Annotated in this window: 29 protein-coding genes and 1 pseudogene; 3 read left to right on the top strand and 27 right to left on the bottom strand. The window is 30.8% G+C overall.

The window, feature by feature from the left end; genetic code table 11:
• Nucleotides 1-52: 52 nt before the first annotated feature.
• From CN925_RS13930 to iadA, 4 genes are all read right to left on the bottom strand, one after another.
• Nucleotides 53-895: a DegV family protein gene (locus tag CN925_RS13930; protein WP_098846825.1), complete on the bottom strand. Its 843-nt coding sequence runs from the start codon at nucleotides 893-895 to the stop codon at nucleotides 53-55.
• A gap of 233 nt (nucleotides 896-1,128) precedes the next feature.
• The gene (locus CN925_RS13925) at nucleotides 1,129-1,314 is read right to left on the bottom strand and encodes a twin-arginine translocase TatA/TatE family subunit (RefSeq protein WP_098846827.1); all 186 of its coding nucleotides are present in this window, start codon (nucleotides 1,312-1,314) and stop codon (nucleotides 1,129-1,131) included.
• A gap of 159 nt (nucleotides 1,315-1,473) precedes the next feature.
• Complete coding sequence (locus CN925_RS13920; protein WP_098846824.1) at nucleotides 1,474-2,520, bottom strand: BMP family lipoprotein; 1,047 nt, start codon at nucleotides 2,518-2,520, stop codon at nucleotides 1,474-1,476.
• A 149-nt stretch (nucleotides 2,521-2,669) separates the two neighbouring features.
• A complete protein-coding gene (gene iadA / locus CN925_RS13915) occupies nucleotides 2,670-3,836 on the bottom strand; it encodes a beta-aspartyl-peptidase (protein ID WP_098846823.1) in 1,167 nt (388 codons plus the stop codon).
• A gap of 210 nt (nucleotides 3,837-4,046) precedes the next feature.
• Between iadA and trhA the strand changes: the two genes are divergently transcribed.
• Nucleotides 4,047-4,673 carry a PAQR family membrane homeostasis protein TrhA gene (trhA, locus tag CN925_RS13910; RefSeq protein ID WP_098846822.1) on the top strand — a complete coding sequence of 209 codons (627 nt, stop codon included), beginning with the start codon at nucleotides 4,047-4,049 and terminating at the stop codon, nucleotides 4,671-4,673.
• Nucleotides 4,674-4,859: 186 nt separating this feature from the next.
• On the opposite strand, the gene CN925_RS13905 is transcribed toward trhA, so the two are convergent.
• The 12 genes and pseudogenes from CN925_RS13905 to CN925_RS13850 form a co-directional block, all read right to left on the bottom strand.
• Complete coding sequence (locus CN925_RS13905) at nucleotides 4,860-5,567, bottom strand: lysophospholipid acyltransferase family protein (protein ID WP_098846821.1); 708 nt, start codon at nucleotides 5,565-5,567, stop codon at nucleotides 4,860-4,862.
• 145 nt (nucleotides 5,568-5,712) lie between these two features.
• Entirely contained in the window at nucleotides 5,713-6,369 is a 657-nt protein-coding gene (locus CN925_RS13900) for an FMN-dependent NADH-azoreductase (protein ID WP_098846820.1), read from the bottom strand.
• 110 nt (nucleotides 6,370-6,479) lie between these two features.
• Nucleotides 6,480-6,962 (bottom strand): dihydrofolate reductase, encoded by a 483-nt coding sequence (locus CN925_RS13895; RefSeq protein ID WP_098846819.1) that lies wholly within the window; start codon nucleotides 6,960-6,962, stop codon nucleotides 6,480-6,482.
• Complete coding sequence (gene thyA, locus CN925_RS13890) at nucleotides 6,959-7,258, bottom strand: thymidylate synthase (RefSeq protein ID WP_483295198.1); 300 nt, start codon at nucleotides 7,256-7,258, stop codon at nucleotides 6,959-6,961. The genes CN925_RS13895 and thyA (CN925_RS13890) overlap by 4 nt, the downstream gene beginning before the upstream one ends.
• A gap of 273 nt (nucleotides 7,259-7,531) precedes the next feature.
• Nucleotides 7,532-8,029 (bottom strand): annotated as a pseudogene (gene thyA, locus CN925_RS13885) (thymidylate synthase); the annotation flags it as partial.
• A 35-nt stretch (nucleotides 8,030-8,064) separates the two neighbouring features.
• Entirely contained in the window at nucleotides 8,065-8,850 is a 786-nt protein-coding gene (locus CN925_RS13880; protein ID WP_098846818.1) for a class I SAM-dependent methyltransferase, read from the bottom strand.
• A gap of 42 nt (nucleotides 8,851-8,892) precedes the next feature.
• Complete coding sequence (locus CN925_RS13875; RefSeq protein ID WP_098846817.1) at nucleotides 8,893-9,321, bottom strand: BrxA/BrxB family bacilliredoxin; 429 nt, start codon at nucleotides 9,319-9,321, stop codon at nucleotides 8,893-8,895.
• Nucleotides 9,318-10,475: a conserved virulence factor C family protein gene (locus CN925_RS13870; RefSeq protein WP_098846816.1), complete on the bottom strand. Its 1,158-nt coding sequence runs from the start codon at nucleotides 10,473-10,475 to the stop codon at nucleotides 9,318-9,320. Before CN925_RS13870 ends, CN925_RS13875 begins: the two co-directional genes overlap by 4 nt.
• Nucleotides 10,476-10,530: 55 nt before the next feature.
• On the bottom strand, nucleotides 10,531-10,920 hold the full coding sequence (locus tag CN925_RS13865) for a single-stranded DNA-binding protein (protein ID WP_180232960.1): 390 nt from the start codon (nucleotides 10,918-10,920) through the stop codon (nucleotides 10,531-10,533).
• Nucleotides 10,921-11,084: 164 nt separating this feature from the next.
• Nucleotides 11,085-12,974: an ABC-F family ATP-binding cassette domain-containing protein gene (locus CN925_RS13860; protein ID WP_098846814.1), complete on the bottom strand. Its 1,890-nt coding sequence runs from the start codon at nucleotides 12,972-12,974 to the stop codon at nucleotides 11,085-11,087.
• Nucleotides 12,971-13,618 (bottom strand): HD domain-containing protein, encoded by a 648-nt coding sequence (locus CN925_RS13855; protein ID WP_098846813.1) that lies wholly within the window; start codon nucleotides 13,616-13,618, stop codon nucleotides 12,971-12,973. The genes CN925_RS13860 and CN925_RS13855 overlap by 4 nt, the downstream gene beginning before the upstream one ends.
• 490 nt (nucleotides 13,619-14,108) lie before the next feature.
• Nucleotides 14,109-14,591, bottom strand: a complete 483-nt coding sequence (locus tag CN925_RS13850; RefSeq protein ID WP_098846812.1) for a glutathione peroxidase — start codon at nucleotides 14,589-14,591, stop codon at nucleotides 14,109-14,111.
• 167 nt (nucleotides 14,592-14,758) lie between these two features.
• On the opposite strand from CN925_RS13850, the gene CN925_RS13845 reads away from it, so the two are divergent.
• Nucleotides 14,759-15,703 (top strand): MBL fold metallo-hydrolase, encoded by a 945-nt coding sequence (locus CN925_RS13845; RefSeq protein WP_098846811.1) that lies wholly within the window; start codon nucleotides 14,759-14,761, stop codon nucleotides 15,701-15,703.
• A gap of 37 nt (nucleotides 15,704-15,740) precedes the next feature.
• Here the strand turns inward: CN925_RS13845 and CN925_RS13840 are convergent, their stop codons facing one another.
• The 3 genes from CN925_RS13840 to CN925_RS13830 all read right to left on the bottom strand — a co-directional run bounded on the left by CN925_RS13840 (nucleotide 15,741) and on the right by CN925_RS13830 (nucleotide 19,514).
• Entirely contained in the window at nucleotides 15,741-16,973 is a 1,233-nt protein-coding gene (locus tag CN925_RS13840) for a DEAD/DEAH box helicase (protein WP_098846810.1), read from the bottom strand.
• Complete coding sequence (locus CN925_RS13835) at nucleotides 16,974-17,501, bottom strand: hypothetical protein (RefSeq protein WP_098846809.1); 528 nt, start codon at nucleotides 17,499-17,501, stop codon at nucleotides 16,974-16,976.
• Nucleotides 17,502-17,834: 333 nt separating this feature from the next.
• Nucleotides 17,835-19,514 (bottom strand): formate--tetrahydrofolate ligase, encoded by a 1,680-nt coding sequence (locus CN925_RS13830; RefSeq protein WP_098846808.1) that lies wholly within the window; start codon nucleotides 19,512-19,514, stop codon nucleotides 17,835-17,837.
• Nucleotides 19,515-19,697: 183 nt separating this feature from the next.
• Here CN925_RS13830 and CN925_RS13825 point away from each other — a divergent pair, with 183 nt between their 5' ends.
• Nucleotides 19,698-20,048, top strand: a complete 351-nt coding sequence (locus CN925_RS13825; RefSeq protein ID WP_098846807.1) for a permease — start codon at nucleotides 19,698-19,700, stop codon at nucleotides 20,046-20,048.
• Nucleotides 20,049-20,199: 151 nt separating this feature from the next.
• Here CN925_RS13825 and CN925_RS13820 read toward each other — a convergent pair whose 3' ends face one another.
• The 8 genes from CN925_RS13820 to CN925_RS13785 form a co-directional block, all read right to left on the bottom strand.
• A complete protein-coding gene (locus CN925_RS13820; protein ID WP_098846806.1) occupies nucleotides 20,200-20,970 on the bottom strand; it encodes an oxalate:formate antiporter in 771 nt (256 codons plus the stop codon).
• A gap of 143 nt (nucleotides 20,971-21,113) precedes the next feature.
• The gene (locus CN925_RS13815) at nucleotides 21,114-21,497 is read right to left on the bottom strand and encodes a DUF3888 domain-containing protein (protein WP_098846805.1); all 384 of its coding nucleotides are present in this window, start codon (nucleotides 21,495-21,497) and stop codon (nucleotides 21,114-21,116) included.
• Between the two features lie 170 nt (nucleotides 21,498-21,667).
• Complete coding sequence (gene spoIIP / locus CN925_RS13810; RefSeq protein ID WP_286138350.1) at nucleotides 21,668-22,795, bottom strand: stage II sporulation protein P; 1,128 nt, start codon at nucleotides 22,793-22,795, stop codon at nucleotides 21,668-21,670.
• A 199-nt stretch (nucleotides 22,796-22,994) separates the two neighbouring features.
• The gene (locus CN925_RS13805; RefSeq protein WP_098846804.1) at nucleotides 22,995-23,300 is read right to left on the bottom strand and encodes a hypothetical protein; all 306 of its coding nucleotides are present in this window, start codon (nucleotides 23,298-23,300) and stop codon (nucleotides 22,995-22,997) included.
• 401 nt (nucleotides 23,301-23,701) lie between these two features.
• On the bottom strand, nucleotides 23,702-24,574 hold the full coding sequence (locus tag CN925_RS13800; RefSeq protein WP_098846803.1) for a TIGR03943 family putative permease subunit: 873 nt from the start codon (nucleotides 24,572-24,574) through the stop codon (nucleotides 23,702-23,704).
• A gap of 12 nt (nucleotides 24,575-24,586) precedes the next feature.
• Entirely contained in the window at nucleotides 24,587-25,468 is an 882-nt protein-coding gene (locus tag CN925_RS13795; RefSeq protein ID WP_098846802.1) for a permease, read from the bottom strand.
• A gap of 69 nt (nucleotides 25,469-25,537) precedes the next feature.
• Nucleotides 25,538-26,479 (bottom strand): magnesium transporter CorA family protein, encoded by a 942-nt coding sequence (locus CN925_RS13790; RefSeq protein ID WP_098846801.1) that lies wholly within the window; start codon nucleotides 26,477-26,479, stop codon nucleotides 25,538-25,540.
• A gap of 176 nt (nucleotides 26,480-26,655) precedes the next feature.
• Entirely contained in the window at nucleotides 26,656-26,841 is a 186-nt protein-coding gene (locus tag CN925_RS13785) for a hypothetical protein (protein ID WP_098846800.1), read from the bottom strand.
• Nucleotides 26,842-26,863 lie beyond the last annotated feature (22 nt).

Raw genomic sequence — 26,863 nt, 5'->3', positions numbered from 1 at the left:
TCTATAGGGTACATTTTATTTATGCTTCTTCTTTTTTCATATGGTAAATAATCTATTCGGCATAAAAGACGAACCCAATAGCTCCTTTTCCTGTATGGGTACTAATTACTGGCGTTGTATAATTAGATTCATCTAATTCAATGTTCGTTAGTAGTTGAATTGAATTTCTAAGATTCTCTGCAAGCTCTATAGCATCTGCATGTGCAATAGCTACACCTTTAATCGTTTTTCCGAGTGTGTCTTGTTCAAAATATTTCGTTAAAGTTTTTACGACTTGTTGATGGCTACGCACTTTACCAACTGGAGAATAAACGCCACCCTCAAGTGATGCAATCGGTTTAATATTTAATAAAGAACCAATAAATGCTTTACCTTTACCAATTCTACCGCCTTTAACTAAATTTTCAAGTGTATCTACCATAATATATAAATACGTACTATTTTTAATTTCCTTAAGTCGGTTCACAATTTCTTCAACTGTGGATCCGTTTTCAGCCATTTGTGCTGCCTCGATCACTTGAAAAGCCATTGCTCTTGTAATAAAAGCAGAATCGATAACGGTTACATCCCCTTCAACCATCCCCGCAGCAACACAAGCAGTTGAATAAGTACCACTTAAACCACTTGATAAGTGAATTGAAATGACTTTACTTCCATCGGCTGTCAATTTTTCAAATGTTTCAACAAATTTTCCTACGGCTGGTTGAGATGTCTTAGGCAATTCAGCTGATTGTTGCATTTCATCAATAAATTGTTTTGGAGAGATATTAACTCCATCTAAATAAGTACCACCATTTATCTGTATAGTTAAAGGAATGACTGTTATATTTAAATTTTCTATTTCTTCTTTTAATAAGTCGGCCGTTGAGTCAGTTACAATCTTTATATTTGCCAATCAATTCACATCTTTCTTCTAAAATTCTACAAATTTTGCAAAGCAAATTCATTATATCATTTTTATTATCAGTTAACAGTAAATATTAAAGTTCCATTAAAATTTCACTATTTCTTTAAAAAATCATATTGACATGATGAGAGTTTTAAGATATTAAAGAGACTAGATAGGTGAGATGAAACTAACTATTCCAAAAGAAAAGACTCGGTACTTTACCGAGTCTTTTTACTGAATTATTTGGTTTTCTTTTCGTCTTTGTCTTCTAAAAGATCATTTGTTAAACCTTGTGTAGAACGCTTAAATTCTCTAAGTGTATCTCCAAATGCTCTTCCGATTTCAGGTAATTTTTTTGGTCCAAATATAATTAATGCTAAAATTAAAATTAAAATTAAACCTGGAAAACCTATGTTAGCCATTATTTTCCCCCAACTTCCATTCACTATTAATAAGTAAGTACCAAACTTTCCTTATATAGTAATATTGTCAAAAATTTGTTCATTCGTCAAATAATTTCAAGGAATTTTAATAAATAATTTAACTTTAGTTTACATAATAAAATTATTTTATATTTTTTCTAGTTAAATTAATTTTTCTTTAAACTGTAAATACTCTTCTTTATTACTAGGTACCACTAAAGCACCTTTTTGAATTTTTTCCTTATATTCTTTAACCTTTACTAATATTGGCTCCTCAACATTATTATCCGCCATTTTTAATTTTATACCATCTTCATTTAAACCATAAATTAATGTTTTACCACCATGAAATTCATTTGATTTTGTTTGTTTAGCTAGATCATATACTGCCTGATCAATTCTTTTCACCAGTGAGAAAAGAGTAACGTTTTCGGGTAAACCGTTTTTATTCTCATTACGGTCAGCTCCTATGACCCATACTTCCTTTTGGTTTGATCTTCTAATCTTTTTTGCAGAAGTAAATACGCCTTTACTTGTTAAACCCGCTACAGGAAAAATAATATCAACGTCTTTCATAAAAAAGTCGTTTGCAATTCTTGAACCGGTTTTAGGCTCATTAAAAGTATTTGAATAGGCTGTTAAAACTTCTATTTCTTTATTTACTGATTTTACTCCAGATATAAATCCATATTTATATCTGTTTATTATTTGGTTGTCGTCTCCACCGATAAATCCAATTTTTTTTGTTTTTGTTTTCATTGCTGCAATTACTCCGGCTAAAAAACTTCCATCTTGTTCAGTAAAATTAATACTAATTACATTTGGCTTTTCAACCCTTGAATCGATCACACCGAATTTAGTACTTTTATTGTTTTCAGCAACCTTATTCAATACAGTAGATAAATTATTACCTATTCCAATTATCAAATCATAATTAGAATCAGCCATTTTTGTAATTTTCTTTTCAAACCCTTTTGTACTATTTGTTGAAATGAGTTTATAATTCTTATCTTTTATTAAATTTTCCTCTTCTGCAAATCTAGAAATGCCTTTCATTGCAATTGAGTCTAAATAACTGTTGTATTTTCCATTTGAATTTGAAACGATTCCGATTTTGAAAGTATTACTATATTCTTGATTATTGCTGCAAGCCGAAATGACGACTGCAATGATCGAAATTAGGATTAATGCAGCCTTTTTTTTATACAAATCATTCACCTCATTCGAATACAATTATTTCTAGTATGAATTTACGATTATTGTTTTATTCGTTGAAAAGTAGATTGAGTAGGAAAATTGAGGCTTTTTTTGATCTGAATAAAAAAACAGGAAATAATAGATACTTCCTGTTTTACTATTTATTCAAATGTTCCTTTAACTAATACTTCTTTATTTTGCATCATTATTTTTCCTCTTGAAATGACTGTTTCAATTTCTAGTGAGGTTTTGTTTAGGAAAACTAAATCTGCATCGTATCCATTTTTAATTTGTCCTTTTTGTAATTTTAATATATTGGCTGGGTTTTTAGTGATTACACTTATTGCATCTTCAATCTTGATGCCCTCACTTACTATTGCGTCTCTTACTTCGTTATATAAACTACTTACTCTTCCAACCTTCATGCCTCGGAGTATACCATTTTCATCAAAATCAGGTAGACTACCTTGTCCATCAGAGGTAAAAGTGATTTGATCAATGCTAACACCTGAATTTAGCATTCTTTTTAAACCTACGCTACATTTCACTTCACCATTATTCAAAAAGTGTGGGATTGAGCTAGTTGTAAAGTCAACAAACCCTCCTTTTTTAGCAAAGTGAATTCCTGCTTCAAATAAATAGCTATTGCGATTAATATGTGTTGGGTAGAATTGAGTAATTGGTAATTCTGTTTCTTCGACAATCTCCTCGATCATTGATAACATTTTTTTACTATCGCCTATATGTACATTCACAACTCCTGACTTTCCTGAAAGCAAGCCTCCATTTCGAGCTTGTGCGGCTATTCTTGCAAATTCTTCCTTTGTCGGTTGAGATGATCGATGGTCTGAAATGGCTATTTCCCCTACACCGATAATCTTATCAATTAGGATGATATCTTCTTCAATTTTGGAAAATAATGTTTTGACAGGTGTTTGGTATGAGCCCGTATAGACAAATGAAGTAATCCCCTCTTCTTCCAATGCTCTACATTTTGCGAGCAGACTAGCCATTGTTCTTGTTGTCCCATCTGTTCCAATTACTCCTACTACAGTAGTAATTCCTCCTTTAATACAATCAGACAACAATAATTCTGGCGTTCTTGTTTTAAAGCCACCTTCACCACCGCCACCAATAAGATGAACATGTGCATCAATGAAGCCAGGCACAATATAGTAGGCAGATGCATCAACTATTTGTATAGGTAACGAAGATGAGGTAATATCTATTTCTTCATGAATATACTCAATTTTTTCGTTTGATATTAAAATATCGTTTTTGCCGATTGATTTAGGTGTAAAAAGTTCTCCATTTTTTATGAGTAACATACATACCTCCGATTTAATAATTTTCTTTTCCTTTATTTTCAGATTACCACATCTGTCTGTTTTATGAATCATTCTTGTTTTTTAGTAACTGTTAAAAAAAGCGTTCAAAATATACATACAGCTATAAAATATTGAAAACATTAAATCTCTAGATTTGTTCATAATACTCTCATAGTTAAAAATGATTCAATTAAAATAGGAGGCATTTTTATGAGTAGAGCAATGAAAGAAGAATTAGCAAATGCTATTACTCATGGGATTGGAGCAGTACTGAGTATTCCAGCATTATATTATTTAATTTGTAAAGCTATGGATAAAGGGACTCCTTGGCATTTAATTTCTTTTACAGTCTTTGGGTTGTCTATGTTTTTACTTTATATTTGTTCAACATTACTTCATAGTGTAAGGGACCCAAAGCTAATTAGGCTATTTACAATTTTAGATCACTCTGCAATCTATTTATTAATCGCAGGAACTTATACACCATTTTTACTCGTAACATTAAGAGGGAAGATTGGCTGGTCCTTATTTGCAATTATTTGGAGTTTAGCAGTTTCAGGTGTAATCTTTAAATTTATTTATGTTAATAAGTTTGAATTTTTTTCAACTATTGTTTATTTAATAATGGGTTGGTTAATGATGTTTGCAATTAAGCCTATTTATGTAGGATTATCTGGAATAGGATTTTTCTACTTATTATTAGGAGGGATATTTTATTCGATCGGTACAATTTTTTTTCTAATCAAACGCTGGCCATATAGTCATGCAATATGGCATTTATTTGTATTATTAGGTAGTGCATCTATGTATTTTTGTATTATTAAATTCGTTGTGTAAAAAAAGCGCTTCAGACTGTTGACAAACGCTCGCTTTCTTCGTTGCTTCTCCTGTTGAGCGGTGCTCATTACCGTCTAAGGTAACTTAAGCTCCTCACCTCGAAAGACAAGCATTTTCAATCAGTCTGAAAATCAGATTTTTTGTTCTTTGTCTACATACTGAAGCGCTCATTCTAAATGAGCGCTTTTAGTTTTCAATAATCTCTTTAATATAGTTAGTCAATTCTTTTGGATCTGTTATTCCGATTTTTTCAGGATAAATTGGTGGGAATACTTTAAGTGTGACATTTGCTGGTTTAATTCGATTACCGTTAGCTTCTAAAATATTATAAGTCCCTTCAATTCTTACAGGAATAACTGGAACCCCTGATTTTGTGGCTAAATGGAGACTACCTGATTTAAATTCACCCATTTGACTACCCTTACTTCTAGTACCTTCTGGAAAAATAACTAATGAATGGCCATTTTTCAGTTTATCTATGCCTTCTTTAATCGCATTAAGTGATTGTCTTCGATCTTTTCTGTCCATAAATACACTATGCATTTGTTCCATCCAGTCTGGTACAATCGGCAGTTTTTTTAATTCGATTTTTGCAATGAATCCTATAGGCTTATTTAAATATCCTAATAATAATGGAATATCAAAATTACTTTGATGATTACTTACAAATAGGACTCCCTCGTCTCTAGGAATATTTTCGATCCCTTCAACCTTTACTTTACTACCAGTACAACCAATCATCATTTTCCCAAAATAATCAGGAAATTGATGCATTATACGATCTTTTTCATGTACAGGTAATTCCTTTGGTATTTTTTTTACTGATGATAATTTTAGCTTTGCTTCAATTACACCAATGACAATTCGTGTTGCAGCAAATATTGTGCGAAACATAATAATCCTCCGATAATTGAGTATGTTAATTATTATACAAAATGCCCAACCACTTGAAAAGTATTATCCATCCTGATTATTTAATAAAAACTAGAATAAAAAAAGAATCGGCTTTTATTTGCCAATCCCTTTATTTAGTGAATCTTTAGTTCGAAACTTTTGCACTACTGAATTCTGCAGCAAGAACTTTCGCTTTTTCAATTGCATTTGCTTTAATTTCTTGTGCTTTATCTTGCATTGCAGCCATACCTTCAACGTATAATGTCGTTACATCAGTCACACCTACAAAGTTTAAAATTGTTGTTAAGTATGGGCTAGAGAAGTTAACTCCAGCTGCAGGACCTTCTGAATAAACGCCACCACTTGCTTGGATGTGTAAAGCTTTTTTATTTTCAAGTAAACCAACTGGACCATTTTCAGTATATTTAAATGTTTTGCCAGCTACTGAAATATTATCAATAAAGTTTTTTACAACTGATGGAAAACTAAAGTTCCAGAATGGAGTAACAAATACATACTCATCAGCTTCAGTGAAAATTTCTAAGTTACGATTCATAGCAGCTAAAGTAGCTTGTTGATCAGCACTTAATTCTTCAAAAGCTGTACCATTTGCTAATTTGCCCCATGCATCAAATACATTTCCATCTAACATAGGAACATTTTCTTTAAATAAATCAAAATGAATAACTTCATTTTCAGGATTTTCTTTTTTGTATTCATTAATAAATGCTTCCCCAACAGATAGACCAAATGAATTTTCAATTGCATTTGGATTTGCAGTAATATAAAGTAATTTTTTCATCTTAAACATCTTCCCCTCAGTTTTAATTATCTTTAATTCGAGATTTATATTTTAAAATTAAGGGATAACCAAATCCCTTAATCTCATAATAATATCTCTAATTCAAGATGTCAACACTTTTTTTCATAAACAAAATATCTATATTTAATTTTTGATTTTTCATCGACTTGTACATCCGAAACAGATTTAATAGTCCAATCTTCTTTTGAAAAATTCGGAAAGAAAGTGTCGCCTTCAAAGTTATGTTCAATTTCAGTTATATAAAGTGTATCTAAATATGGGAATGTTAACTTAAAAATTTCAGCTCCACCTATTATAAATAAATCTTTATGTTTATTTTCTTCTATATAACTTACTACATCATTTATGACTGTAACACCTTCTGCATGAAAATCCTTTTGTCTTGTCACAACGATGTTTTCACGGTTTGGAAGCGGTCTGCCAATCGAATCAAACGTTTTTCTTCCCATAATAATTGTATACCCAGTTGTTACTTTTTTAAAGTAAGCAAGCTCTTGTGGAAGATGCCAAGGCATTTGGTTATTTAAGCCGATTACATTGTTTTCTGACATCGCAACTAGTGCAGCAATCATACACTTACTACCCCTTTGATCGCAGGATGACATTCATAATCTTCTAATGTAAAATCCTCAAATTTAAAATCAAAAATGTTTTTAATGTCAGTATTTAACTTCATTTTTGGTAATTTATGTGGTTCTCTAGTAAGTTGTAATTTAATTTGTTCAAGATGATTTGTATAGATATGTGCATCACCAAATGTATGTACAAAATCACCTAATTCTAAATCACATACTTGAGCAATCATCATTGTTAATAGTGCATAAGATGCGATATTAAACGGTACTCCTAAAAAAATGTCAGCTGACAAGATCTTCAACCAAGTTCGTTACACTTGGCCCGTTCTTAAAAAGAACTGCTACATGTCACCATGCAGATGAGACTATATCACGACCTCATAAAGGTCCCTTGCATTTCGGGTGCCAATCACTTGCACCCTACTCCATAAATGGATAGTCGTTAGGCATTTATTATTCTTTTCGTCACATAAGAATAAATTTAGCACGGGATTGTCTTTATTTAAGAGTTTCCCCGTTTAGCAAGGTTTTCGGTACAGATTACTCTGTAAAGGCGCTCAGAATTAACGCTGATAAAGCTGACAAGAAAGTTTCCCATCATTTACATAGAACTGGAAAAAACAATGACATGGCGCTAAAGCCATCTTATCAAGTTCTCCAACATTCCACGCAGAAACAATCAATCTTCGAGAATCTGGATTCGTTTTTATTTGATTAATAACTTCTGTAATTTGATCAATTGTTGAGCCGTCACAAGTCTTCCATGATCTCCATTGTTCACCATATACAGGTCCCAAATTACCATTTTCATCTGCCCACTCATTCCAAATACGAACACCATTTTCCTTTAAATATTGAATATTCGTGTCGCCTTTTAAAAACCATAATAATTCATGGATGATTGATTTTAAATGAACTTTCTTAGTTGTTACTAAAGGGAAGCCATCTTGAAGATTAAATCGCATTTGATAACCGAATGTACTAATTGTTCCTGTTCCAGTCCGGTCTGTTTTTGTCATGCCATTGTCTAATACGTGTTTACATAAATCTAAGTATTGTTTCATACCTGACCTCCTAATTATGTATTTTAAATTCTTAATTAATCCTCTTTATTTATTTCAATATAGCCAAAATGAAATTCTGATGATTTTCGAATTAATTGATTAAATCCATATTTTTTAAATCTTTCACTTCTAAAATGATCTTTCAACACTACTCTTTTTTTAGCAATACGCTTAGCTTGGGTGATTACTTCATGTGTTAGGTCATCATATGATGCTAAATTTTTCAATGCTGCAATACCCGAAGAAGCTTCGATATTTCTTTCAAACATCGGATCAAAATAAACAATATCAAAAGATTGATTAGGAAGTGACTTCAAATAAGTTTTATAATCTATATTTTTCACTTCAATTTTGTTAATGATATTCGACCAATCTAAAATGTTTTGTTTATTTGTTTTTAATCCTCTTTTAGTTAAGTAAGCAATAATTTCATTTTTCTCCAAGCCTACAACTTTACCTTTATCGCCTACAACGTAACTTGCAACAATACTATCTGAAGCCATTCCAAGAGTACAGTCTAGTAGAGAATCGCCTTTTGTTAGTAAACAAGCGTCACAAAATGGGTCATGTTCCCCCTTCATCAATCGTCTAATTCTAAAAACTGAGGAGTTTGGGTGAAAAAAATATGGAATTGCTCGATCATCCTCATACCATTCTAATCTATTTTTACCTAAAACAAGTATAGGACTTTTAAATTTATCATAGATTTCTTCAATGCTACATTCTTTCCGGAGGATTAGCTGTCCATTTAAGTCTGAAGCAATGCTCTCTGCTTCCTTTTCTAAATAAACATCTGGCCTTAAGCAAGTTGTAATAATCATATGTCTCCTTAATTAAGAAAAAAAGAGGAAGTATCCTCTTTTTTACATTTGTGCAAATATCGATAGAATTCTTGCTTTAATATCTTCAGGAGTTGACCCTTCGATTTGCTCACGAGGAATAAATCCTACTACTTCTTTACCTTTAAATACTGCCATTGATGGTGAAGAAGGTGGGAAGTCAGCTAAATATTCTCTTAACTTTGCAGTAGCGTCTTTATCTTGTCCGGCAAATACTGTCATAACATTTGCAGGTTTTTTCTCTGATTCATTAACAGCTTGAACTGCAGAAGGTCTAGCAAGTCCAGCAGCACAACCACATACTGAATTGATTACAAAAAAAGCTGTATCATTTAATTCATTCATAAATGACTCAACCTCTTCTGCAGTAGTTAATTCTGTAAAACCATTTGAGGTTAATTCCTCTCTCATTGGCTTTACGATCCCTTTCATGTACTCATCATATGCATTCATTCGTTTGTTTCTCCTTTATCATTTTCTATTTTATTACGTTCAGTCATTTGTTTCCAAACTGAACCTAGTGCTTCCTCTCCATTTTCAATTCGATGTAAAGCAAGCTGAACTTGTAATTTCACTTCGAATTCTGGATCTTCTAATGCAGCTTTTAATGCTGGAATTGCACTTTCATCACCTAGTTCAAAAAGAAACATTGCTGCACGCCATCTAACTAATTTACTAGGATCTTTTAAAGCTTCAATCATGGCAGGCATTGCTTCTTCAAATCCTAAGTCTGATAAACAATCTCCAGCAATTCGTCTTACACCGACTGCCTTATCTTTTAAAGCCTCATATAAATAAGGTAACACTAATTTTGATTTTAACATACCTAAATAAGCTGTAGCCAATCTTCTTATTGAAACATGTTCATCTTTTAAGGCGATTGCTAGTAAAGGTAAATCTTCAATCGTAGGATCAATTTTAACAAATCTTGCATATCTTTTTTTCCAATCTTTTTCTTCAAAAATATCTGCCGTAAAAGGTTCAAATTTAGGTACTTCTTTTTTCTCATCATTAGATACATCATTCGTCATTACTTCGTTCACGATATTCTTAATATCGTTTTCAGTGTGAGTAGCCGTTAATTCATCAATAATTTCTTTCTCAATTGTTGCTAATTCACCATAACGAATTCCATAATCAATCCACTGTCTTTCAAATACAACATTTGATGCCGATGTTGTTAGTTTCATAATTGCTTCTTTATAGAATGGAGGTAGAGCTGCTCTTTGTTCTTCACCATTTACAATTAATTTCAATTGCATTGGTATATTATGATACATTTGAACAAATACTTGTACCTCTCCAAAATGGTTATCAATGATCGTTTCATTAGTAGCTTCATCATTTATTTCTTCACCAAATACATTTCTGACTTGAAGCAAAATGGTTTGCCAATTTGCATTTGACTTACGATCAATAGCAATGAAATCTGCTACGTGATAGACATTTTTGATTCCTTCTATTCCTAATATTTCTTGAATTATTAATGGTGCCTTCTCAATATTATCAATAGAATAATGATTTCTACTTCCTGATGGCAATTCCTCGTCTAATAACACTTTCATTGTATTAGGGCTAGGTGTAGGTTCGATAGACTTAATTTTCATATTAATCTCCTCTTCTTGTTATTTAGTCCATTCTATCAAAAAGAGGAAAAACTCACTATTGTAATGCTTTAACGAATTCTTCAAAGTCATTTGTACTAGATTCGAATGCGTTGTGAGTTAACTCTTCAGATCGACGAGTAAATAGGTGAAATTTCTCCACTTTTATTTCCGTCACATAAATAGGCTTTTCTGATTCCTTTACATAACTTGAAGTTTTTATAATACCTTCAATAGATACTTCCATCCCTTTTTTTGCTTTTTTTGAAGCGTATTCAGCGATAGGGCCCCATAATCTAACAGATACATAATTCGTTCTAGTTTTTTTCAAGTAATCTGAATAAACATTCGTAGCAATATTAATAAAAGTTGTTTTCCTACCATTCGGTGTAGTTTGTAAAATTGGCTCTTTCGTTAATCTTCCTACTAATACAACATTATTTATCATTCTTACCATCTCCTTTATTTTTTTCTACAATACAAAATTATTGTAAGTTCGTAAAAAGAGGAAAATAGTAATTTATGTAAACATTTATTTATAAAAGTTCATTATGAGAGAAAAAAACTCAAGTAGTAAGATGACATCGTATGCCAAAACTCAAAATTAATAAACTACTTTAAACTTTCAACTAAATCACTTAAAACAGACCAACGCTCCATTTTCTGTTCTAGTTGAGCTTCTTTTTCCTCAATCTCTTTTGAAAGTTTATAAGCTTCATCAAAATTAGAACCTACACCTTGTAATTTTTCATTTAGTTGCTCAATTTCATTTTCCAGTTTTTCAATATCAGATTCAATAGAATCCCATTCTTTTTGTTCTTGATAAGTTAATCGCTTTTTCTTTTGCTCTTTTTGATAAACTGGTTTCTCAATTGTCTCTTTTACAACTTCAACTTCACGTTTTTCAATAGATTGTCGTTCTAAATAATCAGTGTAGCTTTCTAATGTAGATGAAATTTTCCCTTCACCTTCAAAAATTAATAATTTATTTGTCACTTTATCTAAGAAATAACGATCATGTGATACGGTAACTACTACTCCACTAAAATTCTCAATATAGTCTTCTAAAACCGTTAACGTATCAATATCTAAATCGTTTGTTGGCTCATCAAGTAATAATAAATTTGGAGCAGTCATTAAGAGTCTTAATAAATAAAGTCTTCTTTTTTCGCCACCTGAAAGTTTTCCTAATTGTACTCCGTGCATTTGAGAAGGGAATAAGAATGTTTCAAGCATTTGTGAAGCTGATATTGTCTTTCCATCTGGTGTATGAATGACTTCTGCTTCTTCCTTAATATAATCAATCATTCGCATAGTTGGATTCACATTTTCTTGAATTTGTGTATAGTACGCAACTTTAACTGTTTGCCCTATTTCAATTTCACCAGAATCAACTTTTTCTTCTCCAACAAGCATTTTCAATAAAGTTGTTTTACCTGCACCGTTTTCACCAATTATGCCGATACGATCAGTTTGGAGTAAAAGTAAGTTAAAATTATCTAATATTTTTTTATCATTAAAGGACTTATTTACATTTATAAATTCAACAACTTTCTTACCTAAACGAGTTTGTTGAAAGTTCATTTCTAATTCAACTTTTTCTTGATTATTGAGTTTTCCTGAAAGCTCATCAAATCGTTGAATACGAGCTTTTTGTTTAGTTGTTCTAGCTTTTGCCCCTCTGCGCATCCAAGCTAATTCTCTTCTAAATAAATTGTTTCTTTTTTCATTAGTAGCTGCCTCTTGCTCTTCTCGAGCAGCTCTTTGTTCAATATAATACTGATAGTTTCCTTCATAGCGATAAATATTACTATTAGATAGCTCTAATAAGGCTGTAGTAACTTCATCTAAGAAATAACGATCATGCGTTACAAATAATACTGCGTTTTGTAGTCTTTTTATGTATTCTTGTAAAAATACGATGCATTCATAGTCTAAATGGTTCGTAGGCTCATCTAAAATTAATAAATCACATGGATGGATTAATGCTTTTGCTAAGGCTACTCTTTTTTTCTGACCACCTGAAAGTAATGAAACATCTAAATTTAAATTCGATAAACCTAATTTCGATAAAATGGTCTTAGCATTTGCTTCTAAATCCCAACCATTTAATGAATCCATTTCACCTTGTAATTTTAGTAATTCATTTTGTAATCCTTGATTAGATGGATCTTCTCCAAGTGCTTGTAATGTTTTTTCATATGATTTTACTAAAACCATTACTTTATCGTCACTCTCAAATACCGCTTCAAGAATCGTTTGCTTTTTATCAAAATCTTCATGTTGAGGCAAATAACTTATTACATAATCTTTTGGAGTCGTAATTTTTCCTTCATCAGCTGATTCGACACCAGCAATAATTTTTAATAAACTTGATTTACCAGTCCCATTTATACCTAGTAATCCAATTTTCTGTCCTTCGCTTACGGTAAATGAAATTTTATCGAATAAAGTTTTTTCCCCGTAAGTTTTAATTAAATTCTCTACACTTAAAATCTTCATATTTTAAAATTCCACTCTTTCATAAATTGATCGATGAATTTTTCTACAAATAGATGTCTTTCTTCTGCCAATTCTAATGCTGTATTTGTATTCATTAAGTCTTTTAGTTTCAATATTTTTTCATAGAAGTGATGTAAAGAGGAACTTTTGTCACTTCTATATTCTTCGATCGTCATGTTTTCTCTTATTTTAAATTCTGGGTTAAACATACTACGACCTTTTTTACCCCCGTAAGCAAATGTTCTCGCAACGCCAATTGCTCCGATTGCATCCAAGCGATCAGCATCTTGTACAATTTTACCTTCTAAAGAGGTTGGAATAACCCCATTTCCTCCTTTAAAGGAGATATTTTCAATTATATACATGACTGCGTTTACGTCTTCATTGCTATTTAATAATTCATTTAGAACAGATTCTAATTGAATTTTTTGAGCTTCAAGATCATCATGTAATTTATCATCTATGACATCGTGTACTAATGCAGCACATTCTACGATAAATTGATTTGCATTTTCTTTTTGAGCAATATGTACAGCTAAGTTTCTAACTCGATCAATATGATACCAGTCATGGCCAGAACTATCACCTTGATGAAGATTTCGAACATAATTTTCTAATTGTAATATGATTTCCTGTTGATTCATACTCGTACCTCCATAAATCGACTAGTGATATTATATCATTTTTCTATCACCGTAAAACATTTATAGGTAAAGTAGTGATTAATTTACAAAAAAACCTTCACTTTTTGTGAAGGTTTCAGATTGTTGATATTTATTGTAGTCACAATTAAAAATATATTCTATTTTACAATCTATATTTACAAAGTTGTATAATTTGTCACCATTAAATTCAATTTGATGTTGAAGAATATGTTTAATTCATTCGTTCAATTGAGTATTCTAATGTTTTTAAGATTATTATTTTCCATCAAGAACTTGATTGGAACGAAAGGTTGCTCGACTCCTACAGGAGATGCGGGAAGGCTGAGACCCCGCAAGGGCAACGCTAAGGAGGCTAAAGAATCTCGCCCCATGGAAAGCGAGCAACCTGTAGTGGAAATCACTGAGACACAACTTACTTATCAAGATTTAATTGATAAATTCTATTTAGGTATTTATGAAAAAAAGATTCTTAAGCTTTTAATAATTTCTCAATTGTTGCTCTCATCTCTTGAGGATTTGTTTGAGGAGCAAATCGTTCAATGACTTCACCATTTTTATCAATAATAAATTTAGTAAAATTCCATTTTATTGATTTTAAGCCCATAATACCAGGAGCTTCTGAGCTTAAATATTTAAATAATGGATCTGCTTTCTCACCATTTACATCAATTTTTCCGAATATAGGAAAGGTTACACCAAAGTTCAACTCACAAAAGCTTTGAATTTCTTCATTTGAACCTGGTTCTTGATTCATAAATTGATTACATGGAAACCCAAGAATTTCTAATCCATCTTCTTTATATTCTTCATATAAAGCTTGTAAATCTTTATATTGAGGAGTATATCCACATGCACTTGCAGTATTTACAACAATTATCACTTTATCTTTATATTTTGAGAGAGATACATCTTCGCCCTTGCTATCTTTGACTTTAAAATCATAAATACTCATTTCACATTCCTCCTACTTCCTTATACTGTTAATAGTAATTATTTTCCATCAAAAAGTCTATTCTAATAACTATATTTTGAAAAAAACCTTCAAACCTATTAATATTTAAATTATAGTTAAATTAAACAAACTTCTTCACCTTTTAACAAAAGAATGGAGGTAAGACTGTGCAAGATTTAGGATTTAATACATATTTGATTGATTTATATGATTTATCGCTTCAAGAACGAACGGGTAGCTATATTATATTAGATGAAGATATTACAATCATTGAAACAAGTGCTACCCCTTCCCACGATTATTTATTACAAGGTTTAAAAGAGCTACAAATTTCATTAGACAGAATTAAAAATGTTATCGTAACGCATATTCATTTAGATCATTCAGGTGGAGCAGGCCTACTTATGGAAAAATGTCAAAATGCCACTCTTTTTGTCCATCCAAAGGGAGCTCGACATCTAGAAGATCCGACAAAATTAATTGCAAGTGCAAAGCAAGTTTATGGTGATGATTTTGATCGTTTATTTAATCCAATTCTGCCAATAGACGCTACTAAAATTTATCAAGTAGCCGATGGTGAGGAGCTTGTTATAGGTAAAAATCGTAAACTAACATTTTTACATACTCCAGGTCATGCTAATCATCATATTTCAATTTTCGATTCTTCTAGTAAATTTATGTTTACAGGAGATACATTAGGTATATATTATCCACAGCTTCAAAAGGAAATCGGTACGTTTATTTTACCATCAACATCACCTAATCAATTTTCATACGAAGCAACGTTAAGTTCATCAAGAAAAATCCAAGATTTTCATCCGGATGCTATTTGCTTCGGTCATTATGGATTAACTAGCGATACAAAATTTGTATATGAGTCTTTAAAACTATATTTAGATCGTTTTATAAAATTAACTTCTTCAACGATAGAAAAAAACAAAGAAAAATCTTTTTATGAAAAAAGCAGGATTCTGTCAGAATCATTATATAATGATGTAAAAAAAGATCTTCAAAATAAGAATATTGATGAAAATCATCCAGTTTTCCAGATTATTAAGTTAGATCTGGAAGTTTCAGCGATGGGGTTAGTACTGGCAATGGATAAAAATTAACAAAATAAAAACTTCAGCCAATTGGCTGAAGTTTTTATTATTTTTTATATTTTTTTACTGGTTTATTTTTACTTGAAACAGGTTTTTTATTTTGATTTGAAACTTGTTTTGTACTTTTTTCTTTTGATTTATTTTCGTTTGGTTGTTTTTCTTTTATTTCGACTTTTTGTATTTCACCATGTGAAACCATTAACTGTTCAAAAAACAATTTTTGCGTCCCTCTTAAGCTAAATAAATTCTTTTTCTCTCGAGGTGTGACTAAGTTTATGACCGTACCTTGTTTACCCATTCTTCCAACACGACCACTTCTGTGAGTATATTGTTCAACTTTTTCTGGTACGTCAAGTGTGATGACATAAGGTAACTCTTGTAGGTCAATTCCTCTTGCTGCTACATCTGTTGAAAATAGTAACGTTGTTTTTCCAATTTGAAGATCCTTTAAAACTTTACTTCTTTCCATTTTACCTAGTTTTGAATGCAGAACCGCCGTTTTAATTCCTCTAAAATTTAATTTAGAAGCATATCCTTCAAGTTTAAATGGTTCATTACTAAATACGATTGCTTTCATATTTTGAACAGAACCAATTCTTCTAAGTATTTCCAGCTTCTCCCTTTCTTCACAAGGAATAAACCCATGGATTATATTTCCTTCTAAGCTTTGTTCAATCGAAATTTCTTTTAGATTTGAACTTGTTTCCTTTGCAAATTGCATTGCCTCTTTTGTGATGGTTGCAGAAAAGAATAATAGTTGGCGGTCTTTCATTGTTGCTTTGACAATTTGTGGTAAATCTTTTTGATCGTCCGTTTTAATTAATTCATCTACTTCATCAAAAACGATTGTCTTAACACAATGCATTTTTAATTTTTTCTGTTTAATTAATTGTGAGATTCGCCCGGGTGATCCAACAATAATTTTAGGCTTCTGTTTTAATTTTTCAATTTGACGTTTTATATCAGCTCCACCAACAATTGAAGCAGCCTTTATATTTGTATTTTGTGTATAATCTAAAACTACTTGAAAAATTTGCATTACAAGTTCCCGAGTAGGAGCCATAATGATAATTTGTGGATTTTCTTCCTTTTCATCAATCTTATTAATTAAAGGTAAAACATATGCAAGAGTCTTACCAGTACCTGTCGGAGATTGTGCTATGACATCGTTCCCATCTAAAATTGCAGGGATTGCTTCCTCTTGAACCGCTGTCCATTTCGTAATATTATTTGCCTTTATTTTTAAGATTGTTTGTTCTTGTAATTGAAAATGTTCCATTTAAATCTCCTTTAATATTTGCTCATCGTACCATTGTAACATTATTTCTGTAATATGTACCAATTCTTCTATTAGATCGAAGTCATCTTCAGTCATTTTATTTTGAAATTTTATATTTATTGACGATTCTATTGTATTTTTATCTAAAATAGATTGTTTAATGTTATAAAATGGAGTGAATTGTTCATTTGTCTTATTTTGAAATAAAACTAAACTTCTTTGAATGATCTCGATTTCTACTAGTTTAGGAAATGTAAATTCAATTTCTATATAACTTCCTACTTCAGTATTTCCATTAATTAATTCATTATATAATTCACTAGCTGTTGTACGCATTGAAAATGTGCAAGTTGTTGTCCTGTTCGACTTGTTTAATTTTTTAAATTGTATTGAAAATAATCGGTCCATTTTGGAAAGATTAACAAAGTCATTTCGATCGACGATTTCATATTCTCCGTCTAAATCTTTGTCATATATAAGTCCTTCTATTATTACCTTCATATTATCAAAAGCGGTTGGATCAAACATTTTATAAACTCCTTTAATCGATGGTTTTCTTAAAGTTCGCTTATTTTCACTAATGTATCATAATAAACGAACTACACACAAAAAATCCGATAAAAAAGCATTTGATTAAATTTTATCGGATCAATTTTTATTTAATTTTGATTTTAATCCACTACTTCTAAAATTCAAAAAGAAGTATTTCCATGAAAATAAAGACCAAATAAGAATATTATAGCTAAAATTGCACTTGTCATAAAAGCATTTATTAATTTCTCCTAAAAAACACTAACTCACACTGAAAAAACTCGCATTAAATGCGAGTATAAATTTTTCAGTATGAGTTAGTAAGTATATTTAAAATAATCCTTTTGGTTGACCTAACTCATCTACATCCATATTTAATGCAGCTGGTTTTTTCGGTAAACCTGGCATTGTCATTACGTTACCAGTAAGAGCAACAATGAAACCTGCACCAACGGAAGCTTTAAGTTCTCTTATTTCTACTTTAAATCCAGATGGTCTTCCAACTAAACTTGGTTGGTCTGATAAAGAATATTGAGATTTTGCCATACAAATAGGTAAGTTACCCCAACCATTTTCATTAAATTCCAAAATTTGTTTTTTTGCTTTTGGAGAAATATTTACTCCGTCTGCACCATATACTTCTTTTGCGATTTTTTCGATTTTATTTTCAATTGAATCAGATAGTTCATATAAATAATTAAATTTTTCTTTAGGATTTTTTAGCATATTAACAAGTGATTCAGCTAGTTGTACGCCACCTTTACCACCATGTTCCCAAACTTCTGTTAAGACTATTTCAATTCCATTGTCTTGTCCCCATTGTTTTAATACGCTTATTTCTTCTTCTGTGTCAGAAATAAATTTATTAATTGCGACAACAACAGGCACCTTAAATTTGCGAACTGTTTCTACATGCTTTTCAAGGTTTTGAATGCCATCTTTAACTGCTAAAACGTTTTCATTAGACAATTCATTTTTATTTACTCCACCATGCATTTTTAATGCTCTAATTGTCGCAACAATCACAACTGCATCAGGTGTAACACCTAAAGCTCGTGTTTTAATATTTAAGAATTTTTCCGCTCCTAAATCTGCCCCAAAACCAGCTTCCGTTATAACATATTCCCCTAATTTCATCGCCATTTTAGTTGCAATCACACTGTTACAACCATGAGCAATATTAGCAAAAGGACCACCATGAATAATTGCTGGTGTGTGTTCAATCGTTTGAACAAGATTAGGTTTAATTGCGTCTTTAAGTAATAACGCTAAAGCACCTTCAACTTTTAAATCACCAACAGTTACTGGTGTTTTATGTATAGTATAGGCAACAACAATTCGTTTAAGTCTTTCTTTTAAGTCTTGGATTGATGTCGCTAAACAAAGCACTGCCATGATCTCAGAAGCAACTGTAATATCAAACCCATCTTCTCTTGGAACCCCTCCAGATGGACCACCTAAACCAACCACGACATTTCTTAAAGCACGATCATTTAAATCGACTACTCTTTTCCAAGTAATTCTACGTACATCAATTTCAAGTTCATTTCCTTGATGGATATGATTATCAATAAATGCTGCTAATGCATTATTTGTTGTCGTAATAGCATGGATATCACCGTTAAAATGTAAATTAATGTCATCCATAGGTAAAACTTGAGAATAGCCTCCTCCAGTTGCACCGCCTTTTACACCCATTGTTGGTCCTAATGAAGGTTCACGCAATGCAACGATTGCATTTTTGCCAATTTTATGGAAAGCTTGTGCAAGCCCAACTGTGACCGTTGATTTACCTTCACCAGCAGGCGTTGGATTGATTGAAGTTACTAAGATTAATTTACCATCTTCATTTTCATTTAAACGGTCTAAAATTGATAAAGATAATTTAGCTTTATAATGCCCATAGTTTTCAACTTCTTCTTCAAAAAGATTTAAATGATCTGCGATTTCGTTTATTTTTTTCATTTTTGATTCAAAAGCAATTTCTAAATCAGACTTAACTTGACCCATTTACTCATCTCCAATTGCACTTCATTATAATCAAAATTATAGCACAATTTTAATAATAATTCATTTTCAAAAATTCGAAATTCTTCAATCATATCATTTAAAATTACTAATACTTTCTACTTATCAACGGAATGCAAAGTAACATACTAAAGATAAGGCATTAAAAGAAAGGAGTGTAATGATATGTATCGCCATAAAAAGCAGAAAGAACATAATCGTAATCACAATTTACCAAAGGATCAAAATGAAGAATATAGTGCAGAGTTTTATCCCACAAGGAATGTGTTTTATTCGGAAACAACTTCAGATAAATCTCATGCAGGAATTATTATTGGATACGTAGCTCTATTTTTTTCACTATTTTCGTTATTTTTAATGCCTGTTTTATTTGGGATCGTTGGTATTGCACTTGGAATATATTCTGTAACGAAAGGTCATTCCACTTTAGGATATACCGCAATTGGATTTGGATTATTTTCTGTTATCGTAACTATTTTCTATAATTTATTAATTGTCTTAAGTGCAATTCTTTAACAATAAAATGAATAAAACAAAAAAGACCTTTAAGGGCCCTTTCAGAATAGAGAATTTTTATAATTCATCTGTACCTGAAAACACCTTTAAAGGTCCATTTTTATACTTCTTCATTCATCATCTTTAATCGAAAGATAATTAGTTTTTATCTTTAAATGTGAACGACAGACCATTCATCATCTTTCTTTGAATAAGTTAAATTAGCAATTTGATTTGTGAGCTCACGATATTCTTCAACATTTTCTAAAATTTCATCTACGCCAGAATAAAAATCAACTCGGAAAATAGGGATTTCAATTACCTTTCTATTTTCAACTCTTTCACTTAGATCAATGATTAATCCATCCTCCATTAAAGGGTATAATGTCAACATTAATTTAATATTGATTGGATTAATTTGTTTTGAACGATTAAATATATTTAAACTTCTTCTTTGAAGTTGTGTAATTTTATATGATATGACATTACAAAGCATAAAAATAAAGTCATTAGTTCGTTTATAATATACTTTTTGATACATTCCATCACTTATGTTCATGTATGCAAATGAATTGTTTAATCTTGGTATAAAAGGTTTTTGTAATGGTTCTTTTTTATGAGCAAGATACAATAATTCTGCAATTTCTTTCGGTTCTAACTCATCTAAATCTGCTAATTCTTCAAAGTCGATCCAACAAAGGTCGTCATGTTCGCTATGTTCTAATATAAATTGATTAATATCTTCTCTTTCAACATAATAAAAAGATGAATTTAAATTAAATTCGGACCATTGAATATCGTGTTTTAGCAAAAGAATGTTTTGAAGAGGAAAAGGAAGTCCTTGAACAAACTCTTTATAATTAATACCAGATGTTATAAAGCAATGATTATGGTTATCACCATAAATATAGATAATCTCCTTTATTGAATCAATTCCCGCCAACGATATTGCCACCTTTAATTTTTTTCTTTATCATATCATACTTTATACAAAATTTATCATCAAAAATGCTAAATTCAGTTCTTTTTACCCAATGTTTTTTACACTTTTTTCCAATATCTGCATGTTCAATCTGACAAGTTTTGTTATACAGGCGGTCTGCATAAAGAAGTCGTTTTAGTTTGGATCGGTTCTTTTGTCACAGAGCGAATACTCCATTCTCCGTCATCATTAGTAAAATTAAATTTAACAAGAGTGTAAGGTGGTTGTTGCTCTTGTTTGTATGCTACTAATTGAATTGTTGCTTCAAATACATATGTACCTTTATATTTCTTTTTTAGATTTGTTAGTGCCGCACAATTATATTGTTCTCCTGGCCCGAACATTTTATATAATCGTTTATTTATTGTAGGAAATAAGATCGATAATACTGCATCTTCTAGAACTTCATTTTGTACTGCAAAAGTATTTACCGGTTTCGCCGTCGCAATTAAGCACATTAATAGTATAATAATAACTCCTCGTTTCATTACTAATCCTCCATCTTGATGTTTTTACTAATTATTAGTATCTATTCTTTACAATTTACTGAGGGTTATGAAATAGAGTTTAAATGAACTAGGAATTGGGATTTTAAGGAATAAGAAAAAAAAAGACCATGAAAAGTTTTTCCTTTTCTCGGTCTCCTTTATTAGCTACACTATTGATGATCCCAATAATATTTAGTCAATATATCAGAGAGTAAGTCAATTGTTCGATAAAGTTCAGGTAATGTATTATCGACTCCACCTACTTCGATTAATATTGAGTGTGGTGATAAATCTTGGTTATAAACGCCGTTTCCTTGTTTATAGTTTTTACTAAATATTCCTCTTGTTAAACCTTTGTTAAATTTCATAATTTCGCTATTTAATTCTTTAGCTAACGCTAAGTTTTTTCTATAATTTTTGTTTTCTACTCCAACAATAAAGTATAGCTTTGCGTATTTTTGTCCATTAATTTCAGTAGTCGTCACATTTTTTCTTTGATCATCACGATGTATGTCAATAAGATAATTTAAATTCCGATCTTGATTAAGCGCATCTTGTACTACCAATCTAGACATTTTATATGAACTTCCCCAATTCCAATTTCTTTTCGTTAATTCAGCTCCAATATTTGTTTTATCGTCAATCGCACCGATTCCATTTGCTTCTAAATTCTTTTTCAATCGTTCTCCTAATAAACTTACATTTACTTTTGGAGAAGAAGCTTGATTTGGCGATTTTGCACCAGGGATTAATGGTAAAAATGATTCCCAGCTATGTGTGTGGTAAATAAAAAAGACATCTTTTCCATTTGTAGTCTTTGATGGTGGATTCGTTGGATTTTTAATTGGTTCATTAACTGGGTCTTTAACAGTTGGATCTTGGTTAATCTCATCGAGTGTTAAGCTTGATTCTATAGGAAGATTCGTAAAATCAATTCCTTCTCCAGCAACTAAAATATTATTTTCAAATTTTGTCATGCTTGATATTTCATGTACTAATAAACTTTTTGGATCGTACAGTCTAATATTGGTAATAAATGAAAAAAGAATATTAGCGATAGGTTGTCCATTTTTATTCGAATCGTCACCTGACCGAAAATGACCGTTTTCATATTCAAACGCTTTAATAAACCCTTCATAGCTCATTTTTTCGAACCATTGATGTACATAATATGATTTCGTATTTTTCATTGATGTCACAAATAAACTCGCTAACAAAAATAATAAGACAATGCCTACAAAGACACTTGCCGTTACACGTTTAAGATTAATAGATTTTATATAGATTGATTGTCTCATTAAATCACCTCTAATAAAACGTATGTACAAGCCCTTTAAAATAGAATGAAAAAATATTCATTTCAAGAAAATTAACTACAGCGTCTTAATATAAGAGATTGATGAAATAAAAAATTAAAAAAGAGATGTCCCTATAGACACCTCTTAACAAAATTGTTCGTATATTGTAAAGATCAAATTAAGATTCTTCAATCTTAATTTATCTATTGCAACGACTAAAGTTAGTAAACGGATTTACCACGCAACCATTTCTTACTGCTTCTAATTGTCTTTCACAGAAGTTGCTTTCTGCAGGTGATACCATTGTATTATTATTTGATCTTCTGTTTCTTCCACATCCACAACTTTTGCGCTCAGTCATAGCTGGTTCAACTTCAGCCATTACTCTTTCACCCTTACATTCATTACAAGGTTTACGAACTTCAACCCACTCTCTCGTATCTCTAGCTGGAGATACCTCTTCTCTTTCTACTCTTCTACGATTGCAACCACAAAATCCCCACATTTAAGAACACCTCTATAATTATTTATTGTACATTTATAACATACGTAGAAATTTAGATATTGAATGTGTACATGTCTAGATATGAACAAGTTTTTTTAGATTATTTTTCTATTATTATTTAATTTCGGTAAATGAAATTTTAAAAGCAGTCTTTTTTATACGTATTTCTTAGTTGTTTATCCTATAAGTAAAAAAAAAAATGAGCCAATTAGGCTCATTTCAGTGTGTGACAAAGTACAAAAAATCTGATTTTCAGACTGATTGCAAGCGCTTGTCTTTCGAGGCGCGAAGCCTGGTGAGGAGCGGAGTTACCCTAGACGGTAATGAGCACCGCAGACAGGCGAAGCAACGAAGAAAGCGAGCGTTTGTCAACAGTCTGAAATGAGCCAATTAGGCTCATTTTACTTATTACGGTAAACATATTCATCTTTTGGTGGTTGAATTTCCTTCATTTTAGTGACGTCTAAATAAGGAATATTTACTTTAAATGGTTGATAGTACATTTGTTGTATATTACCAGTAACTTCAATCCATTGATCATTTTTATATGTTTGACCATCAGGCAATTCAATTAGTACACCATATACACCAGAATCGGCAACACAGTGAATGATTCCAAATCTAAATAAGAAAACTTGATTTTTTTTCAACCCTTTTTCATGATAAATAAAGCCTTTATAAGTCAATTCCTTTCCTAAATATTTTCCAGGCTCATCGTATAAAACTTCCATTCCTTTTAGAAAGTCATAATCATTTAGGACAATGCTTTTTTTATTTATATAGTCTTTAGATTCTTGTTTTATTAATTTTTGATATCCTTCTTGCCCATAATATACACTTAAATCAGGTTTTAAATATTGCCTTTGCATAAAAGGATCATTATTACCCGGTTCTGAAACGGGGAAATGAAACCCTTTTGCTTGTACAATCGTTGAGTCCAATGTTGCAACAGGTAAAAATATTCCTGTAAACAATGGAAAAATAAAAACTAGACCATTTAAAAACTTTTTAAAACCTTTTGCTTCTTTATGAACATGTCCATGTGCACAAGTATGATCACAACTATGGCCATGTTCATGTCTATGTTGTTCATCTTCATCGTGACTCGTTCTTAAAGTATGAATGACTTGAATTAAAGTTAAAAATGCAAATAATATCCCAGCTGTCAGAGATAAATAAGAGTATTTCATATTAATATATTTTGAAATCGTACCTTGAATATGCAATTGCATTAAAAAAAAGGTAAATCCTAATAGTACATACGCTCTTGCCATATTGATTCTCCCTTAAATGAATAATGTTGTGAAAAACGTTAATACAATTACTAAACCAATAATAATGAACACATATCTACTTTTGAAATGTTGGAATAACATTAATGTATTTTTTATATCGATCATTGGACCAATAACCATAAACGCAACAATAGAGTTTAAAGAAAACGTACTTTGAAATGAAGATGCTACGAATGCATCAGCCTCAGAACAAAGAGATAAAATAAAGGCTAATGCCATCATTACTAGAATACTAGTAACTTGTCCATTACCAATATGCATTAACATCGAAGTTGGAATAAATGTTTGTACGAATGCTGCAATGAATGCACCTAAAATTAAAAATTTACCCATAGAGAAAAATTCTTCTATAGCATGTACACAAACACTCCATAATTTTTTCCTAGTAGGTATTGAATGATCAACTGGAATTGTAACTAAATCGTGTTTTAATGGATTCTCAATTTTTAAATAGGATAATACGATACCAATAATATAAGCAATTATCATAGCAGCTCCAGCACGATAAATAACCATTTCAATATTATTACCGAATGCAATAAATGTTGCAAACAGTACAATTGGGTTAATGATTGGCCCTGTTAGCATGAACGCGACCGCTACATAGTGTGGTACACCTTTTTTTATCAACCTACTTACAATTGGTACAATTCCGCACTCACATCCTGGGAAAATGAATCCCAATAAAATAGCAACCAATACTGCTTTAAATCTATTCTTTGGTATTAATTTATATAACATTTCTTCAGTAATAAATATTTGAATAATCCCCGAAATGAAAACACCAATTAAAATAAATGGCAATGCCTCTACTACAATTGAAATAAAAATCGTATTCATTTGTAAAAACGAATGATAAAAATTTGTTCCCATAATTTCTCTCCCATGTACTTTTAAAAATGAAAACTCACAAAACCTCCGAATGACCGGCGGCTTTGTGAGTTAAAAGTACCTTTTTTTCCAAAATATTAGAGCAATTGTTGTTGATAAAATTGCAGATATACCAATTACGATTGGAAAGGCATGTGGTATATTTGCTAATGGTATTTTATCAACGTTCATCCCATAAAAACTTGAAACCATTGTTGGGATTGATAAAATAATTGTAATAGAAGTTAAAAATTTCATGACAATATTTAAGTTATTTGAGATAACTGAAGCAAATGTATTCATCATTCCACTTAAGATATTGCTATAAACTTCTGCCATCTCAATTGCTTGTTTATTTTCGATAATGACATCTTCTAATAAATCTTCATCATCTTCATACATTTTTAAAATATTCCCTTTGAGAATTTTTTGCATGACGATTTTATTCGATTTAAGTGAAGTTGTAAAATAAACAAGACTTTTTTCAAGATTCAGCATTGTAAATAACTCTTGATTTCTTGTAGATTGATGTAATTCAACTTCAATTTCATTTGTTTTTCGATTAATTTGTTTAAGATATCGTAAATAATATGATGATGTCGTATGCAATAGTTGAAGTGCAAATCTAGTCTTTTTAAACGTAAAAAATCCTTTTACTTTTTGATAAATAAATCGTTCAAAGATTGGATTTTCACTTAAACAGATCGTAACAAAAGTACTGGATGAAATAATCATCCCGATTGGTATTGTATCAAAAATTGTATGCCCATTATCATCATGAGCAACAATTGGAATATCAACAATAATTAGAGTGTGTTCCCCTTCAACCTCTATCCTTGATCGTTCTTCATCATCAAGTGGGTCTTTAATAAAATCTAAATCCAAGTCTAATTTTTGAACTAAATATTGAATTTCTTGTTCTGTAGGATTAATCGCATTAATCCAACAACCTTTCTCAATAGCATCGACTTGATTTAGTTTCCCTTGTGCATCTGAAAGATAAAAATTTAGCATCTTAATTCACCTCTAATTCTAAAACAAAAACTACACTATAATAGCATACGAAACATTCATATATGTTTCAACCTTTATTAAAAAGAATGTGCAATTTCTAATAATAAAACGCTATTTTAGTAAGCATTTATACTATTCATAAATAAAGAAAAAGGCCACTTATAGTGACCTATTTTTTAATACCCGCTTTTATAGAAATAATGCATATCGCTTAATTCATCAATGTACTGATAAACTTCTAACTGACTTTGTAATTGTTCTTTTGTATGTAATGAATAATCTTCGGTATTCAATTGATTTTGAACATTTGAAAGCGTATTTGATAGATTAGATTTTAATGCATCATACGACATAGAATACATAAAATTCATCCTTCCAATTGAA

Origin of the sequence: Bacillus sp. AFS055030 (assembly GCF_002574545.1) — a bacterium.
GTDB lineage: Bacteria > Bacillota > Bacilli > Bacillales > Bacillaceae_G > Gottfriedia.
Note: the sequence above shows the minus strand (reverse complement) of the source record. Positions and strands in the feature narration are given on the sequence as shown.

Excerpts from the sequence above, each read along its gene's own strand:
- CN925_RS13870 (WP_098846816.1), bottom strand. The coding sequence starts at position 10,475 with ATGAAAATTAAGTCTATCGAACCTACACCTAGCCCTAATACAATGAAA.
- iadA (WP_098846823.1), bottom strand. The coding sequence starts at position 3,836 with ATGTTACTCATAAAAAATGGAGAACTTTTTACACCTAAATCAATCGGC.
- CN925_RS13905 (WP_098846821.1), bottom strand. The coding sequence starts at position 5,567 with ATGTTTCGCACAATATTTGCTGCAACACGAATTGTCATTGGTGTAATT.
- CN925_RS13865 (WP_180232960.1), bottom strand. The coding sequence starts at position 10,920 with ATGATAAATAATGTTGTATTAGTAGGAAGATTAACGAAAGAGCCAATT.
- CN925_RS13850 (WP_098846812.1), bottom strand. The coding sequence starts at position 14,591 with ATGAGTATTTATGATTTTAAAGTCAAAGATAGCAAGGGCGAAGATGTA.
- CN925_RS13880 (WP_098846818.1), bottom strand. The coding sequence starts at position 8,850 with ATGATTATTACAACTTGCTTAAGGCCAGATGTTTATTTAGAAAAGGAA.
- CN925_RS13800 (WP_098846803.1), bottom strand. The coding sequence starts at position 24,574 with ATGGCAAGAGCGTATGTACTATTAGGATTTACCTTTTTTTTAATGCAA.
- CN925_RS13815 (WP_098846805.1), bottom strand. The coding sequence starts at position 21,497 with ATGAAACGAGGAGTTATTATTATACTATTAATGTGCTTAATTGCGACG.
- CN925_RS13805 (WP_098846804.1), bottom strand. The coding sequence starts at position 23,300 with ATGTGGGGATTTTGTGGTTGCAATCGTAGAAGAGTAGAAAGAGAAGAG.
- CN925_RS13835 (WP_098846809.1), bottom strand. The coding sequence starts at position 17,501 with ATGTTTGATCCAACCGCTTTTGATAATATGAAGGTAATAATAGAAGGA.
- CN925_RS13830 (WP_098846808.1), bottom strand. The coding sequence starts at position 19,514 with ATGGGTCAAGTTAAGTCTGATTTAGAAATTGCTTTTGAATCAAAAATG.
- CN925_RS13795 (WP_098846802.1), bottom strand. The coding sequence starts at position 25,468 with ATGGGAACAAATTTTTATCATTCGTTTTTACAAATGAATACGATTTTT.
- CN925_RS13790 (WP_098846801.1), bottom strand. The coding sequence starts at position 26,479 with ATGCTAAATTTTTATCTTTCAGATGCACAAGGGAAACTAAATCAAGTC.
- CN925_RS13825 (WP_098846807.1), top strand. The coding sequence starts at position 19,698 with ATGTATCGCCATAAAAAGCAGAAAGAACATAATCGTAATCACAATTTA.
- CN925_RS13785 (WP_098846800.1), bottom strand. The coding sequence starts at position 26,841 with ATGTATTCTATGTCGTATGATGCATTAAAATCTAATCTATCAAATACG.
- CN925_RS13860 (WP_098846814.1), bottom strand. The coding sequence starts at position 12,974 with ATGAAGATTTTAAGTGTAGAGAATTTAATTAAAACTTACGGGGAAAAA.
- CN925_RS13840 (WP_098846810.1), bottom strand. The coding sequence starts at position 16,973 with ATGGAACATTTTCAATTACAAGAACAAACAATCTTAAAAATAAAGGCA.
- CN925_RS13900 (WP_098846820.1), bottom strand. The coding sequence starts at position 6,369 with ATGAAAAAATTACTTTATATTACTGCAAATCCAAATGCAATTGAAAAT.
- CN925_RS13875 (WP_098846817.1), bottom strand. The coding sequence starts at position 9,321 with ATGAATGCATATGATGAGTACATGAAAGGGATCGTAAAGCCAATGAGA.
- spoIIP (WP_286138350.1), bottom strand. The coding sequence starts at position 22,795 with ATGAGACAATCAATCTATATAAAATCTATTAATCTTAAACGTGTAACG.
- CN925_RS13895 (WP_098846819.1), bottom strand. The coding sequence starts at position 6,962 with ATGATTGCTGCACTAGTTGCGATGTCAGAAAACAATGTAATCGGCTTA.
- trhA (WP_098846822.1), top strand. The coding sequence starts at position 4,047 with ATGAGTAGAGCAATGAAAGAAGAATTAGCAAATGCTATTACTCATGGG.
- CN925_RS13855 (WP_098846813.1), bottom strand. The coding sequence starts at position 13,618 with ATGAATCAACAGGAAATCATATTACAATTAGAAAATTATGTTCGAAAT.